Consider the following 14,528-nt stretch of genomic DNA (forward strand, 5'->3'; position numbering starts at 1 on the left):
GGTGTCTTCACGCTGCCGCGGCCGGGGTCGTGCCCGGCAGGCTGGTAACCGCCTCGGTGAGGTGCCCGTGCCCGCGACGCTCGCCTGTACTGGGGGTCAGGCGAACGTGCCGGGCGTCCGGCGCCCACCGGGGATCCACCCACCCGGCCGGTGACCAGGGGGAGCCGGCCGGGTGGCCCGGCGGGCCCACGCCCGACGTGTGGTCAGTACCCTGGGATGTTGTCGGCCCGTGTGCCGGCTGAGTACCCACGACCCGCTGGAGCGTGCACCTCGTGTTCGACACACTCTCCGACCGGCTCACGTCGGTCCTGGCGAACCTGCGCGGCAAGGGCAAGCTGACCGACGCCGACATCGACGCCACCGCCCGCGAGATCCGTATCGCGCTGCTGGAGGCCGACGTCGCGCTCCCCGTGGTGCGGGCGTTCATCAGCCAGGTCAAGGAGCGGGCCAAGGGCGCCGAGGTGTCCCAGGCGCTCAACCCGGCCCAGCAGGTCATCAAGATCGTCAACGAGGAGCTCATCGCGATCCTCGGCGGCGAGACCCGCAGGCTGAACCTCGCCAAGACGCCGCCGACCGTGATCATGCTGGCCGGTCTGCAGGGCTCCGGTAAGACGACGCTGGCCGGCAAGCTGGCGATGTGGCTGAAGAAGCAGGGCCACGCGCCGCTGCTCGTGGCCTGTGACCTGCAGCGCCCCAACGCCGTCACGCAGCTGCAGGTGGTCGGCGAGCGCGCCGGGGTGCCGACGTTCGCTCCCGAGCCGGGCAACGGCGTCGGCGACCCGGTGGACGTGGCGCGGCGCAGTATCGACGAGGCCAGGCGCGCCCAGCACGACGTGGTCGTGGTCGACACGGCGGGCAGGCTCGGCGTCGACGAGGAGCTGATGCGGCAGGCCGCGGACATCCGCGACGCCGTGCAGCCCGACGAGACGCTGTTCGTGGTCGACGCGATGATCGGCCAGGACGCGGTGACCACCGCGGAGGCCTTCCGCGACGGCGTCGGCTTCAACGGCGTCGTGCTCACCAAGCTCGACGGCGACGCCCGCGGTGGTGCCGCGCTGTCGGTGCGGCACGTCACCGGCCAGCCGATCCTGTTCGCCTCCAACGGCGAGAAGCTCGAGGACTTCGACGTCTTCCACCCGGACCGGATGGCCAGCCGGATCCTCGGCATGGGCGACATGCTCACCCTGATCGAGCAGGCCGAGCAGGCGTTCGACCAGGAGCAGGCCGAGCAGGCGGCGGCCAAGCTGGGCACCGGGGACATGACGCTGGAGGACTTCCTCGAGCAGATGCTCGCCGTGCGCAAGATGGGCCCGATCGGCAACCTGCTCGGCATGCTGCCGGGCGCGGGGCAGATGAAGGACCAGCTGTCCCAGGTCGACGACAAGCACCTGGACAAGCTGCAGGCGATCATCCGCGGCATGACGCCCGCCGAGCGCGCCAACCCGAAGATGATCAACGCGTCGCGGCGGCAGCGCATCGCGCGCGGCTCCGGCGTGGCGGTGCGCGACGTCAACGACCTGGTCAACCGGTTCTTCGAGGCCAGGAAGATGATGCAGCAGATGGCGGGCCGGTTCGGCTTCGGCGGTGGCAGCGCCACCAAGAAGCAGAACCGCAAGGGCAAGAAGGGCAAGAAGGGCAAGGGGCGCGGCCCCACGCAGCCGAAGGTGCGCGGCGGCTTCCCCGGTGCCTTTCCGCCCGCCGCGGGCGGTGGCGGCGGGATGCCGGACCTGTCGCAGCTCGGCGGCGGCCTCAACGACCTCCCCCCCGGCTTCGACCCGTCGAAGTTGAAGCTGCCCAAGAACAAGTAGCGCCGCACCCGAGGTAGTCACCGCGATGCTGCACCTGCGTGGTGTCGTCCTGCCGGACGGCGACGAACGCGACGTCTGGATCACCGAAGGCCGGATCACCTTCGAGCCGGTCGACGGGGCTCGCACGCTCAGCGACGGCGGGTACGTCCTTCCTGGCCTCGTGGACGCCCACTGCCATCCCGGCATCGGGGTGCAGGGGCCGACCACGCTGGAGGAGGCGACCGAGCAGGCCCTCACCGACCGGGACGCGGGCACCCTGCTGATCCGCGACTGCGGGCTGCCCATCGACGCCCGGCCGTTGCAGCGGCGCGCCGACCTGCCGCGGATCATCCGCTCCGGGCAGCATCTGGCGTTGCCGAAGCGGTACGTGCCCAGGCTCGGGATCGACCTGGACAGCCCCGACGACCTGCCCCGCGCGGTCGCCGAGCAGGCCGCCGACGGCGACGGCTGGGTGAAGATCGTCGGCGACTGGATCGACAGGTCGGTGGGTGATCTGGCGCCGCTGTGGCCCGACGACGTGCTGGCGGAGGCCATCGCGGTGGCGCACCAGGCCGGTGCCAGGGTGACCGCGCACGTGTTCGGCGAGGCCGCGCTGCCCGGCCTGGTCAACGCGGGCATCGACTGCCTGGAGCACGGCACCGGCCTCTGGCCGGACCTGCTCGGCGAGATGGCCCGCCGCGGCACGGCGCTGGTGCCCACACTCGTCAACATTGAGAACTTCCCCGGCATCGCCGACCAGGCAGCCAAGTACCCCACCTATGCCGCCCACATGCGCGCCCTGCACGCCGGGGTCGGCGACATGGTGGGCGCCGCGCTCGACGCCGGTGTCGCCGTGTACGCGGGCACGGACGCGGGCGGCATGGTGGCCCACGGCAGGATCGCCGACGAGATCGAGGCGCTGCATCGGGCGGGCATGTCGCGGGAGCAGGCGCTGGCTTCCGCGTCCTGGGCGGCGCGGGCGTGGCTCGGCCACGAGGGCATCGCCGAGGGCGCCCCCGCCGACCTGGTCGTCCTCGATGCCGACCCGCGCGAGGACCTGAGCGTCCTGCGCAGCCCCGCGCACATCGTGCTCCGCGGCGCCGTGATCAAGTAGCGTGACGGCCGGGCGGCCGGGGGCGCACGGGCGGCCGCACGTCACGCGGGGAGGTGCGGGTGGAGCACGGCGACGAGCAGCCGGCACCCCGGGCCGTCGACGGCCTGGTACTCGGCGCCCACTGGGGCGTCCTCGCCTTCCTCGGCGGGCTCGCGGGCTACTACCTGCTCTCCCTGCTCGTGGCCGGTGTCGTGTTCAGCGGCGACATCGGGCTCGGCGCGACCCAGCTGCCCGCGCTCGGGCCCCTGGTGCTGCTCGCCTTCGTGCCGAACGTCCTGCTGGGCCTCGCTCCGGCGCTCGGCTCGTGGCGGTGGGGCCGGGGTCTGCTCGCCGACTACGGGCTGCTGCCGAACGGAAGGGACCTCAGGGTCGGGCTGGCCTGCGGCGGCTTCGCGCTGCTCGCCGGCTATGTGGTGAACCTGGTGCTGATGCAGGTCTACGGACCCGACCGGTTCGACGATCCCCTGCACGAGGTGTTCGGCGGCATCGCGGGCGACACCGCGTGGCTCGTCGTCGCGGCGCTGATCGTGGTGCTCGGCGCGCCCCTCACCGAGGAGCTGCTCGTGCGGGGCGCGCTGTGGAACGCGCTCGCCCACTACCGGGTGCCCCAGTGGGTGACGCTGGTGCTGACGGCGCTGGTTTTCGCGCAACTGCACGGGGAACCCACTCGGATGCTGGCGCTGCTCGGGCAGGGCATCGCCATCGGCACGGCCAGAATGGTGACCGGTCGCGTGGGTGCGAGCCTCGTGGCGCACGCCGCCAACAACCTGCCGCCCGCACTGCTGCTGTTCGCCTCCTCGTGACCGGCCGTGTGCTCACAGTAGGCTCGCGGGAGCATCTGGTGCGACAAGGAGGGCCGGCGTGACGTCACCGAACTCGGGGGAACCGGTGTCCGGCGTCGAGTCCGCGGCCTCCGCTCCCGCCGACGGCCCCGAACCCGGGGCAGGGGCAGAGGCGCCCGCCCCGCCGGGGCACCGCTGGGGGTTCGGCGCGTTCCTCCTTGTCGAGGCGGTGCTGCTGGCGACGGCGACGTTCGTCGGCGTGCTCATCAGCAGGGGCCAGACACCTGGCTCCCTGCCGGTGCGGGACGTGCTGATCGGCACGATGGCGCCCACGGTGATCGCCGCCCTCACCGCGCTGGCGATCACCAGAATCCGTGGCAACGGCCCGCTGACCGATCTGCGCCTGTCGTGGAACTGGGCCGACGTCAAGGTCGGCCTCCGGTTCGGCGTGCTCGGGCTGGTGTGCACGACGGTCGGCGTGTTCGTGTGGACGAAGGTGGTGGGGGAGCAGAACGCGACGTCGGCCATCAGCGCGCTGGTGGCGAACAAGCCGATGTCGGTGTCGGCGGCCGTCGTGATGTTTCTGTACCTGTGGCTGCTCGGCCCGATCTGCGAGGAGATCATCTACCGCGGCCTGCTCTGGGGTGCCACGGAACGGCTGGAGTGGGGCCAGGAGAAATGGGGACGGCTCGCGGCGTTCCTGCTGTCCACGGCCGTCTTCGCGATGAGCCATCTGGAGCCGCTGCGCACCACGCTGCTGCTCGTGATCGCCGTGCCGATCGGGCTCGCGCGCCTGGTCACCGGCCGGCTGCTGGGCAGCATCGTCGCCCACCAGGTGAACAACTTCCTGCCCGCCCTGGCGATCCTGCTGACCGCCCTCGGCGTGGTGGCCGCCTGAAGCTCCCCAATGTGGCATTCGTGGCGTTCAACGCCACCAATGCGGCATTCGTTGCGTTGAGCGCTACCAATGCCGCATTGGGGAGCTTTTTCGCCGGCGTCATGGCTCCGCTTGTGCGGCTTGGAAGCGGGCGCGGCTGTTCGACAGGTGCACGCGCACGGCGGCGCGGGCGGCATCGGCATCCTGGCGTTCGATGGCGGCGTAGACGTGCTCGTGCTCGGCGGCGATGCGCGCGAAGCGATCGGCGTCGGGGGGCAGCCGGTCGCGGTGCATGACGATCATCCCGGGCCCGAACGAGCGCAGCAGGTCGGCGAAGTACCGGTTGCCCGAGGCGAGCGCGATGCGCAGGTGGAAGCGGAAGTCGGCGTGCACCGCCGCGCTCGGGTTGTCCGCGGCGGCGGCGAAGGCATCCACCGCCTCGCGCAGGTCGGCGAGCTGGGCCGCGGTGCGTCGCCGCGCGGCCAGCGCCGCCGCCTCGGTCTCCGCGGCGGCGCGGAACTCCAGCAGGTCGAGCACGTCGGCCGCGGTCAGCTCCCCGGCCGCGCCCACCTCGAACCGCGTGCTGCTCGGCTGCGCCAACACGAAACTGCCCCGGCCGTGGCGCGTCTCGACCAGCCCGGCCGCCTGCAGCCGTGACACGGCCTCGCGCACGACGGTGCGGCTCACCCCGTGCTCGGACACGAGTGCGCTCTCCGTGGGCAGCCGCTCGCCGGGCCGGATGACACCCTCCCTGATCCGCGCCGTGAGATGGGCGACCAGGTCCTCGGTCCGGCTCACCCGCCGGACACCTCGCACGTCTCGACGGTCCACGCCCGGGCCTTGTCGCTGAGCGTGAGACCGAGCCCGGGGCGGTCCGGCACGAGCATCCTGCCGTCGGCGATCTCCATGCGCTCATTGAACAGGGGCTCGAGCCAGTCGAAGTGCTCCACCCACGGCTCCGCCGGGTACGTCGCGGCCAGGTGCAGGTGGATCTCCATCGCGTAGTGCGGTGCCAGCTGCAGGTGATGGAGGTCGGCGAGCGTGGACAGGCGCAGGAACTGGGTGATGCCGCCGATGCGTGGCGCGTCCGGCTGCAGGATGTCGGCCGCACCGGCGCGGACCAACTCCGCGTGCTCGGCGACGCTGGTGAGCATCTCACCGGTGGCGATGGGCGTGTCGAACGCGCTCGCGAGCGCGGCGTGCCCGGCGGCGTCGTAGGCGTCGAGCGGCTCCTCGATCCAGACGAGGCCGAAGCGCTCCAGCTCCCGGCACATGCGCTGGGCCGACGGGCGGTCCCACTGCTGGTTGGCGTCCACCATCAGCGGGACGTCCTCGCCGAGATGCTCGCGCACGGCCGTGACCCGGGCCAGGTCCACCCGGCGGTCGGGGTGCCCGACCTTGATCTTGATGCCGCCGATGCCGCTGCCGAGCGAGGCGGCGGCGTTGTCGATCACCTGCTCCACGGGCACGTGCAGGAAGCCGCCGGAGGTGTCGTAGCAGCGCACGGAGTCGCGGTGGGCGCCGATCAGCTTGGCCAGCGGCAGCCCGGCCCGCTTGGCCTTGAGGTCCCACAGTGCGATGTCGAGCGCGGCGACGGCCTGCGTCGCCAGCCCGCTTCGCCCGACCGACGCACCCGCCCACACCAGCTTCGTCCACAGGCGGCCGATGTCGCTGGGGTCCTCACCGAGCAGGTCCGGCGCGACCTCCCTGGCGTGCGCGTACTGGCCGGGCCCGCCTGCTCGCTTCGAGTAGCCGAACCCCAGCCCCTCGTGGCCGCTCTCGGTGCGGATCTCGGCGAAGAGCAGCGCCACCTCGGTCATCGGCTTCTGCCTGCCGGTGAACACCTTCGCGTCGCTGATGGGCGTGGCCAGCGGCAGCGTGACGGAGGAGAGGCGGACGTGGGAGATGCGGTCGCGGGTCATGGATAGTCATATTATGACTTGCTTAGTTATATGACAACTAGACGGCCTCGAACCACAGGTGCGCGGCCAGGCCGAACCCGGCCAGGGCGACCGCGATCCGCAGCGGCCGCTCCGGCAGCCGCCGCACGACGGCAGGGCCGAGCCAGCTGCCCACCAGGGAGCCGGCCGCGAGCACGGCAGCCGCCACCCAGTCGACAGGGGCCACGAAGGCGAAGGCCACCGCCGCCGTCACGTTCGCCGCGCCCGTGACGACGTTCTTCACCGCGTTGGTCACCGGAAGCGGTTCGGTGGCCGACACCGAGAGCACCGCGAGCATCAGCACCCCGGCACCCGCGCCGAAGTAGCCGCCGTAGACGGCGACGACCAGCACCGCCAGCGCCAGCGGCAGGGCCGACGGCGGCCCGCCGCGCGTGCGGGCGCGGTCGTCGGCCGCCTCCCGCAGCCGGTCGCGAAAGAGCAGCAGCGCCGCGCCCAGCGCGATCAACCACGGCACCACCAGTTCGAACGCGGACGCCGGGGTGGTCAGCAGCAGGAAGGCGCCCGCGGAACCGCCCGCGATCGCCAGCACGGCCAGTCGCAGCAGGCGGCCCCGCTGCCCGCGCAGCTCCCGGCGCGATCCGGCGGCCGCGCCCACCGTGGTGGAGAACATCGCGACGGTGTTGGTGACGTTCGCGGCGATGGGCGGCAGCCCCGCCGCCAGCAGGGCCGGGTAGCTGAACAGCGATGCCAGGCCCGCCATCGAGCCCGCCAGACCCGCGGCCACACCGGCCAGCGCCAGCAGGGCCGCCGAGAGCGGATCCAAGCCTAGATTCCCGTGGGGAGGCCGGCCGTGCTCGCGAGGTCCACCGGCGCCATCCGCTCGATGGCCGCCCGCGTGCGCTCCATCGCGCTGACGATCTCCTCGCGCCGCTGCGGAGTCACGCTGTCGACGGGCAGCGAGCAGCTGATCGCGTCGATCGGCGGGCTGGAGTAGCGCAGCGCGAAACCGAAGCACATCACGCCCGCGTAGTTCTCCTCGTTGTCCACGGCGTACCCGCGCTCCCGTGTCTGCCGCAGGTCGGCGAGCAGCGCGTCGCGGTCGACGATCGTGTTCGGCGTCAGCGGTGTCACCGAGTCGGGCACGTGCTCGTCGATGCCGGTGTCCAGGCGCTCGGCCAGCAGGCACTTGCCCATGGACGTGCTGAACGCGGGCAGCCTGCGCCCGACCCGGCTGAACGGCCGGATGTACTTGCTGGACTCCTTGGTGGCCAGGTAGACGATGTCGCCGCGGTCGAGCCTGCCGTAATGGATGGTCTCGTTCAGCTCGGCGCTGGTGTCGGTGATGAGCGGCTGGACGATCCGCAGGTACGGGTCGGTGTCGAGGTAGGTCGTGCCGGCGAGCAGCGCGCGGATGCCGATGCTGTACTGCGTACCGGTGGCGTCGACCCGCACCCAGCCGTGCTCGACGAGCGTGCGGATCAGCGCGTAGACGCTGCTGCGTGGCGCGCCCAGTGCCTCGCTCAGCTCGCGCAGGCGCGCCGGGCGGTTCTGCCTCGACGCCAGCAGCTCCAGCAGTTCCACGGTGCGCGCCGCGGACTTGACCCCGCGCACGCCGCTCTCCCGATCGCTCTCCACGGTTGACAGCCTACCAATCTTCGGGTCACACTCCTCCACACCTGACAGTCGTCTACATACGGAGACAACTTGACCGCCACGTATACAACCGAGGTCGTCGAACGCCTCCGGCGCGGCATGGACGCGGCCGTGCTGTCGTTCCCGCTGACCCCCTTCGACGACGAGGGGCGCGTCGACCTCGCCGCCTTCCGGTCCCACGTGCGCGGGCAGATCGCCGAGGGGCCGGGCGCGCTGTTTCCGTGCTGCGGCACAGGGGAGTTCTTCTCCCTGGCCGAGGACGAGTACGAGGCGCTCGTCACGGCAGCGGTCGAGGAGGCCGCGGGCGCCGTGCCGGTCGTGGCGGGAGCGGGCTACGGCTGGGCCCAGGCGGCGCGGTTCGTCGCGGCGGCCGAGCGGGCGGGAGCCGACGCCGTGCTGCTCATGCCGCCCTACCTGGTGGAGACGCCGCAGCGCGGGCTCGTCGAGCACGTGCGCGAGGTCGCGCGGCGCACGTCCCTTCCGCTCGTCGTCTACCAGCGGGCGCAGGTCAAGATCGCGCTCGGCACGGTGCCCGAGCTGGCGGCGATCGGCAACGTCATCGGCATCAAGGACGGGCACTGCGACCTCGACCAGCTGCAACGGCTGCGGCTGGCCGCGCCGCCCGAGTGGCTGTTCTTCAACGGCGCCGCCACCGCCGAGCTGCAGGCACGCGCCTACCGTGGCGTCGGCGTGCCCGCGTACTCGTCGGCGGTGCACGCCTTCGCCCCGGAGATCTCCCAGGCCTTCTTCCGCGCGTTGCACAGCGGCGACGACGAGACCGTGGACAAGCTCCTGAGCGGCTTCTACGTGCCGCTCGTGGAGCTGCGCGACCGGGGCACCGGCTACGCCGTCTCGCTGGTGAAGGCCGCTGCCCGGCTGCGAGGAGCCGAGGTCGGACCGGTGCGCGCGCCGCTGGCCGACCCGCCACCCGAGCACCTCGCCGAACTCGAGGCCCTGCTCACCACGGGGCTCGCCCTCGTCGGCGCGACCCGGTAACCCACCTACACCTTGGAGGATCAATGAGGATTCCGTCGACCATCCGCGCGGCGGCGGTGCTCGCCGCGGGAGCCCTCGCCCTCACGGGCTGTTCCGTGCAGGGCGGCGGCTCCGGCGAGGGCGGCGGCGACTACCCGAGTCGCCCCGTCGAGTTCACCGTGCCGACCGAGCCGGGTGGCAGCACCGACCTGATCACCCGCGCACTCGCCAAGAGCCTGGAGGAGCCCCTCGGCGCGCAGATCCCCGTGGTCAACAAGCCGGGCGCCAACGGCAAGATCGCGGGCAAGGACGTCTTCTCCGGCAACCCCGACGGCTACCGGGTCGCCGTGATGCCCCAGTCGCTGTTCGCGGTCGGCCCGCTCGTGGTCGACGACCCCGACGCGATCACGCTGGAGGATATGACCTTCGTCAAGGGCCTCACGGTCGAGGACTACGTGATGGTGGTGCCCTCCGGCTCGCGGTTCAAGACCGTCGAGGACGTGCTCGCCGCCGACGGCGTCAAGTACGGCACGTCCGGCGCGGGCACCGGCAACCAGCTGGCGCAGGCGCTGCTGTTCGGCTCGGCCAAGGTCGACGCCACCGCGGTGCCGTTCGACGGCGGCGGGCCGCAGCTGACCGCCGTGCTCGGCGGCAAGGTCGACGTCGGCACCGTGCACGTGGCGGAGGCCTACGAGCAGATCCAGGCCGGGGCCCTGCGCCCGCTGGTCGCGTTCTCGAAGGAGCGGCTGAAGGCACTGCCCGAGGTGCCGACGGCCACCGAGTCCGGCTACGACATCGTCGTCGACCAGCGCCGTTTCGTCGCCGCACCTCCCGGGCTTCCCACCGACGTCCGCGACACGCTCGCCTCGGCCATCGACAAGGCCGTCGCCTCGCCGGAGTACGGCAAGCTGCTCGAGGACAACCACATCGGCCGCTGGGAGGTCGGCGGTGATGCCGTCGGCAAGCAGCTCAAGAGTGCCCGCGACGGCTTCCGGGCCATGACCGAGCGGCTCGGCATCGACCTGTCCGGCCAGTCATGACCGATGTTCACGCCCGCAGGCAGAACCGCATCGCGGCGGCCGTGCCGCTCGCGATCGGGGCGCTCGCCGCGGTCGCGTCGTGGCAGCTCGGGGTCGGCGACACCGCCGACCCCGGGCCCGGGTTGTGGCCGCTCATCGTCAGCGTCGCGATGGTGGTGGTGTCGGCGGTGCTGTTCCTGCAGCCCCGGCCGACCGGAACGGAGGAGCGGTTCGGCCGCGAGTCGCTCGTCGTCGCCGTCGGCGTGCTGTCGCTGCTGGGCTACGCCCTGCTGTTCGAGCGCGTCGGCTTCGAGATCCCGACGGTGGCGCTGCTCGTGCTCTGGCTGAAGGTGCTCGGCCGCGAGTCGTGGCGGATGACCGTCGCCGTGTCGCTCGTCGCGAGCGCCGCCAGTTACCTGCTGTTCATCACCGGGCTCGAGGTGTCGCTGCCCCACATCGTGCACTTCTAGGGGTGTCAACGTGGATTTCCTGTCGCCGGTGCTGGCCGGGTTCGGGGTCGTCTTCCAGCCGGAGAACCTGCTCTACTGCCTGCTCGGCGTGACGCTCGGCATGCTCGTCGGCGTGCTGCCAGGGCTGGGCCCGGCCGCCACGATCGCGATCCTGCTGCCCGTCACCTACAACATCGAGCCGACCTCGGCGATCATCATGCTCGCCGGCATCTTCTACGGCGCCCAGTACGGCGGGACGATCACCTCCGTGCTGCTGCGCCTGCCCGGCGAGGCGTCCAGCGTGGTCACCGCGATCGACGGGCACGAACTCGCCAAGCAGGGCAGAGCCGGTGCGGCGCTGGGCATCGCCGCGATCGGCTCGTTCGTCGGCGCCACGATCGCCATCGTCGCGATGACCTTCGTCGCTCCACTCGTGGCCGGGTTCGCGCTGGACTTCGGGCCCGCCGAGTACACGATGCTCGCTCTGCTCGGCGTCCTGCTGGTCACCACGCTCGGCAGCGGCTCGGCGGCCAGGAGCCTGCTCATGGCCGCCGTCGGGCTGCTGCTGGCCACGATCGGCCAGGACCCGCTGCTCGGCACCGCCCGCTTCACCTTCGGCTCCGACGAACTGCTCGACGGAATCGACTTCGTCATCGTCGCCATGGGCGTGTTCGGCGTCGGCGAGATCCTCTACAACCTGGAGTCGCTGCGGCACAGGACGCCGCCGCCCGTGAAGGTGGGCTCCGTCTACCCGACGCGCAAGGACCTCGCGGAGTCGAAGGGCGCGGTCGCCCGCGGCTCGCTGACCGGGTTCCTGCTGGGCATCCTGCCCGGCGGTGGGGCCACGATGTCGTCGATGGTCGCCTACGCGGTCGAGAAGCGCTCCGCCAAACGCCCAGAGCGGTTCGGCAAGGGCGCGATCGAAGGGGTCGCCGGGCCGGAGACCGCCAACAACGCGGCGGCCACGTCGTCGTTCATCCCGCTGCTGTCGCTGGGCATTCCCGCCAACGCCACGATGGCCATCATGTTCGGTGCCCTGCTGCTGCAGGGCGTCACCCCGGGGCCGCTGCTCGTCGACGAGGAGCCCGAGCTGTTCTGGGGCGTGGTCAACTCGATGTACGTCGGCAACCTGCTGTTGCTGGCGATGAGCCTTCCGCTGATCGGGATCTTCGTGCGGATCCTGCGTGTGCAGCCCGCCATCCTGGCACCGCTGACGATCCTGGTGACGATGATCGGCGTCTACACCGTCCGCAACAACGTCTTCGACATGTTCCTGGTGATCGCGCTCGGCGTGGTCGGCTACCTGCTGAAGAAGACCGGTTTCGAGCCGGGGCCGCTCGTGCTGGCCTTCGTGCTCGGGGGCATTCTGGAGTCGGCGTTCCGCCGGTCCATGCGTACCTTCGACGGAGAGTTGTCCGGCTTTCTGACCCAGCCGATCGCGGCTAGCTTGCTGGGCGCGATCGTGGTGCTGATCCTGCTCTCGCTGTGGCGGGCGATCCGCACCCACCGTGCAGCCACGAAGAAGGAGACCGATGTCACACCTGCAGAGCATCAACCCGAGGACGGGGACGAGCAGCGAGACGAACATCCGGCAGAGCACGCCCGATGACGTCGACACCGCCGCCACCCGCGCGCGCCTCGCGTTCGAACAGCTCTCCGGTCGCGACCGGGCCTGGCGTGCGGGCCTGCTGCGGGCCATGGCCGACGAGCTGGAGGCGCGCCGCGCCGACATCGTGGCCACCGCCGATGCCGAGACCGGGCTCGGCGAGCCCCGCCTCGGCGGGGAGCTGACCCGCACCTGCTTCCAGCTGCGCCTGTTCGCCGAGGTCGTCACCGAGGGCGGCTACCTGGAGGCCGCCATCGACCACGCGGGCGACACCGCCATGGGCCCGCGTCCGGACCTGCGCCGCATGCTCATCCCGCTCGGCCCCGTGGCCGTGTTCGGGGCGAGCAACTTCCCGCTGGCGTTCTCCGTGCCCGGCGGCGACACCGCGTCGGCGCTCGCGGCGGGCTGCACCGTCGTGGTCAAGGCGCACGAGTCGCACCCGCTCACCTCGCGGCTGTGCGGCGAGGCGCTGCAGACCGCCGCCACCCGGCACGGCGCGCCCGAGGGCACCGTCTCCGTCGTCTACGGCCGGGAGGCCGGTGCGCGGCTCGTGCAGCACCCGGACATCACCGCCGTGGGCTTCACCGGCTCGCTCGGCGGTGGCAAGGCGCTGCTGGAGCTCATCAACTCCCGCCCCGACCCCATCCCGTTCTACGGCGAGCTGTCCGGCATCAACCCGCTCGTGGTCACCGAGCAGGCGGCCGCCGAGCGTGCGGGCGAGATCGGCAAGGGACTCGCGGGCTCGTTCCTGCTCGGCTCCGGCCAGTTCTGCACCAAGCCGGGGCTGGCGTTCGTGCCCCGCGGCGAGGGCGGTGACGCGGTGGTGACCGCGCTGGCGGGCCAGGTCGAGGACTCGGCGCCCCCGGTGCTGCTCAACGAGGGCATCCGCGACTCGTTCGCGAGCGGGTCTCAGCGGCTCGCCGGGCTGCCGGGCATGACCACCGTGGCCACCGGCGCGCCCGCCGACGGCAGCGGGGTCTCCGGGTTCGCCGGCCAGGCGCGGGTGCTGACGGCCGACGCCGCCGATCTCGACGAGACCGCCACCCACGAGTGCTTCGGGCCGGTGGTGGTCGTCGTGCGCTACGCCGACGACAAGGAACTGCTCGACACGCTGTCGCGGCTGGAGCCCTCGCTCACGGCCACGGTCCACCTCGGCACCGGTGAGGCCGGAGGCCGCACCGAGCTGCTGGACGGCCTGCGCAGGCTCTCCGGGCGGCTCGTCTTCGACGGCTATCCGACGGGCGTGGCGGTGTCCTGGGCGCAACACCACGGCGGCCCGTGGCCGTCGACCAACACCGTCCACACCTCGGTGGGCACCACGGCCATCCGCCGGTTCCTGCGGCCGTACGCCTGGCAGGGCGCACCGGAGGCCGCGCTGCCCGAGGAGCTGCGGGACGGCCCGGCGGACATCCCGCGGCGGGTCGACGGCGTGCTGACACTCCCCGGCAGCGAGTGAGCCGGGGCGGTCTGGCAAAATAGACGCTTGCCCGCTCCGGACGGGCCCTCTCACCGTGCCGGGGCGACCGTGAACCTCCGGGCACTCGGATCCGGCTCCCCACTCGGATCGTGTCCCGACCCGAGTACCGAGAACGACAGGAGTACCCACACCCGTGGCTGTCAAGATCAAGCTGCAGCGCCTCGGCAAGATCCGGGCGCCCTACTACCGGATCATCGTCGCCGACGCGCGCACCCGTCGCGATGGCAAGGCCATCGAGACCATCGGCAAGTACCACCCCAAGGAGGAGCCGAGCTTCATCGAGGTCGACTCCGACCGGGCCCAGTACTGGCTGAAGGTCGGTGCGCAGCCGACCGAGCCGGTGCAGCGGATTCTGGAGGTCACCGGCGACTGGCAGAAGTTCAAGGGTCTGCCGGGCGCCGAGGGCACGCTGAAGACGGCGGAGCCGAAGCCCTCCAAGCAGGACCTGTTCAACGCGGCACTGGCCGCCGCCGGTGAGGAGCCCACCGCCGAGGCGACCACGCCGAAGAAGCGGGGCGGTGGCAAGAAGGCCGAGGCGGACAAGTCCGACAAGGCCGAGACCGAGAAGACCGAGAAGACCGAGAAGGCCGAGAAGACCGAGAAGGCCGACGCCGAGCAGCCCGAGGCCGAGAAGAAGGCCGACGAGGCGTGAGCTTCCTGGCCGACTCGCTCGAGCACCTGGTGCGCGGCATCGTCGACAACCCGGACGATGTCCGGGTCGAGCTGATCACCACCCGCCGGGGCCGGACCCTCGAGGTGCACGTGCACCCCGACGACCTCGGCAAGGTGATCGGCCGGGGTGGCCGCACCGCCACCGCGCTGCGCACGGTGATGGGTTCCATCGGTGGCCGGGGCGTCCGTGTGGACGTCATCGACACCGATCGTTAG

The 14,528-nt window shown here is 71.8% G+C and carries 15 protein-coding genes; 11 read left to right on the forward strand and 4 right to left on the reverse strand.

Annotation, left to right across the window (positions count from 1 at the left end):
• The first annotated feature begins 272 nt into the window (after window positions 1-272).
• From ffh to BAY60_RS12610, 4 genes are read left to right on the forward strand one after another with little or no spacing between them, the layout of a single operon-like run.
• Window positions 273-1,808, forward strand: a complete 1,536-nt coding sequence (ffh, locus tag BAY60_RS12595) for a signal recognition particle protein (protein ID WP_112282340.1) — start codon at window positions 273-275, stop codon at window positions 1,806-1,808.
• Window positions 1,809-1,833: 25 nt separating this feature from the next.
• Window positions 1,834-2,901 carry an amidohydrolase family protein gene (locus BAY60_RS12600; RefSeq protein WP_112281134.1) on the forward strand — a complete coding sequence of 356 codons (1,068 nt, stop codon included), beginning with the start codon at window positions 1,834-1,836 and terminating at the stop codon, window positions 2,899-2,901.
• Window positions 2,902-2,954: 53 nt separating this feature from the next.
• A complete protein-coding gene (locus BAY60_RS12605) occupies window positions 2,955-3,704 on the forward strand; it encodes a CPBP family intramembrane glutamic endopeptidase (protein ID WP_112281135.1) in 750 nt (249 codons plus the stop codon).
• A 58-nt stretch (window positions 3,705-3,762) separates the two neighbouring features.
• Entirely contained in the window at window positions 3,763-4,581 is an 819-nt protein-coding gene (locus BAY60_RS12610) for a CPBP family intramembrane glutamic endopeptidase (RefSeq protein WP_112281136.1), read from the forward strand.
• A gap of 99 nt (window positions 4,582-4,680) precedes the next feature.
• Here the strand turns inward: BAY60_RS12610 and BAY60_RS12615 are convergent, their stop codons facing one another.
• Genes BAY60_RS12615 through BAY60_RS12630 form a run of 4 tightly spaced genes read right to left on the reverse strand, consistent with a single transcriptional unit; the run spans window position 4,681 to window position 8,096 of the window.
• Entirely contained in the window at window positions 4,681-5,358 is a 678-nt protein-coding gene (locus BAY60_RS12615) for a FadR/GntR family transcriptional regulator (protein WP_211330314.1), read from the reverse strand.
• The gene (locus BAY60_RS12620; protein WP_112281138.1) at window positions 5,355-6,482 is read right to left on the reverse strand and encodes an L-talarate/galactarate dehydratase; all 1,128 of its coding nucleotides are present in this window, start codon (window positions 6,480-6,482) and stop codon (window positions 5,355-5,357) included. Before BAY60_RS12620 ends, BAY60_RS12615 begins: the two co-directional genes overlap by 4 nt.
• A 37-nt stretch (window positions 6,483-6,519) precedes the next feature.
• Window positions 6,520-7,284, reverse strand: a complete 765-nt coding sequence (locus BAY60_RS12625; protein ID WP_112281139.1) for a sulfite exporter TauE/SafE family protein — start codon at window positions 7,282-7,284, stop codon at window positions 6,520-6,522.
• Window positions 7,285-7,286: 2 nt separating this feature from the next.
• Window positions 7,287-8,096 carry an IclR family transcriptional regulator gene (locus BAY60_RS12630; RefSeq protein WP_170160391.1) on the reverse strand — a complete coding sequence of 270 codons (810 nt, stop codon included), beginning with the start codon at window positions 8,094-8,096 and terminating at the stop codon, window positions 7,287-7,289.
• A 69-nt stretch (window positions 8,097-8,165) separates the two neighbouring features.
• Here BAY60_RS12630 and BAY60_RS12635 point away from each other — a divergent pair, with 69 nt between their 5' ends.
• From BAY60_RS12635 to BAY60_RS12665, 7 genes are all read left to right on the forward strand, one after another.
• Window positions 8,166-9,110: a 5-dehydro-4-deoxyglucarate dehydratase gene (locus tag BAY60_RS12635; RefSeq protein ID WP_112281140.1), complete on the forward strand. Its 945-nt coding sequence runs from the start codon at window positions 8,166-8,168 to the stop codon at window positions 9,108-9,110.
• A 23-nt stretch (window positions 9,111-9,133) separates the two neighbouring features.
• Window positions 9,134-10,129, forward strand: coding sequence for a Bug family tripartite tricarboxylate transporter substrate binding protein (locus BAY60_RS12640; protein WP_112281141.1), 996 nt, complete (start codon window positions 9,134-9,136; stop codon window positions 10,127-10,129).
• Entirely contained in the window at window positions 10,126-10,578 is a 453-nt protein-coding gene (locus BAY60_RS12645; RefSeq protein ID WP_112281142.1) for a tripartite tricarboxylate transporter TctB family protein, read from the forward strand. Before BAY60_RS12640 ends, BAY60_RS12645 begins: the two co-directional genes overlap by 4 nt.
• Window positions 10,579-10,588: 10 nt before the next feature.
• Complete coding sequence (locus BAY60_RS12650) at window positions 10,589-12,166, forward strand: tripartite tricarboxylate transporter permease (RefSeq protein WP_112281143.1); 1,578 nt, start codon at window positions 10,589-10,591, stop codon at window positions 12,164-12,166.
• Window positions 12,090-13,619, forward strand: coding sequence for an aldehyde dehydrogenase (NADP(+)) (locus BAY60_RS12655; protein ID WP_112281144.1), 1,530 nt, complete (start codon window positions 12,090-12,092; stop codon window positions 13,617-13,619). The genes BAY60_RS12650 and BAY60_RS12655 overlap by 77 nt, the downstream gene beginning before the upstream one ends.
• Before the next feature lie 154 nt (window positions 13,620-13,773).
• Window positions 13,774-14,292, forward strand: a complete 519-nt coding sequence (gene rpsP, locus BAY60_RS12660) for a 30S ribosomal protein S16 (RefSeq protein WP_112281145.1) — start codon at window positions 13,774-13,776, stop codon at window positions 14,290-14,292.
• Complete coding sequence (locus tag BAY60_RS12665) at window positions 14,289-14,528, forward strand: RNA-binding protein (protein WP_091800064.1); 240 nt, start codon at window positions 14,289-14,291, stop codon at window positions 14,526-14,528. Before rpsP ends, BAY60_RS12665 begins: the two co-directional genes overlap by 4 nt.

The organism is Prauserella muralis (assembly GCF_003202285.1).
GTDB classification, from domain to species: Bacteria; Actinomycetota; Actinomycetes; order Mycobacteriales; family Pseudonocardiaceae; genus Prauserella_B; species Prauserella_B muralis.

Excerpts from the sequence above, each read along its gene's own strand:
- BAY60_RS12600 (WP_112281134.1), top strand. The coding sequence starts at position 1,834 with ATGCTGCACCTGCGTGGTGTCGTCCTGCCGGACGGCGACGAACGCGAC.
- BAY60_RS12640 (WP_112281141.1), top strand. The coding sequence starts at position 9,134 with ATGAGGATTCCGTCGACCATCCGCGCGGCGGCGGTGCTCGCCGCGGGA.
- BAY60_RS12655 (WP_112281144.1), top strand. The coding sequence starts at position 12,090 with ATGTCACACCTGCAGAGCATCAACCCGAGGACGGGGACGAGCAGCGAG.
- BAY60_RS12620 (WP_112281138.1), bottom strand. The coding sequence starts at position 6,482 with ATGACCCGCGACCGCATCTCCCACGTCCGCCTCTCCTCCGTCACGCTG.
- BAY60_RS12645 (WP_112281142.1), top strand. The coding sequence starts at position 10,126 with ATGACCGATGTTCACGCCCGCAGGCAGAACCGCATCGCGGCGGCCGTG.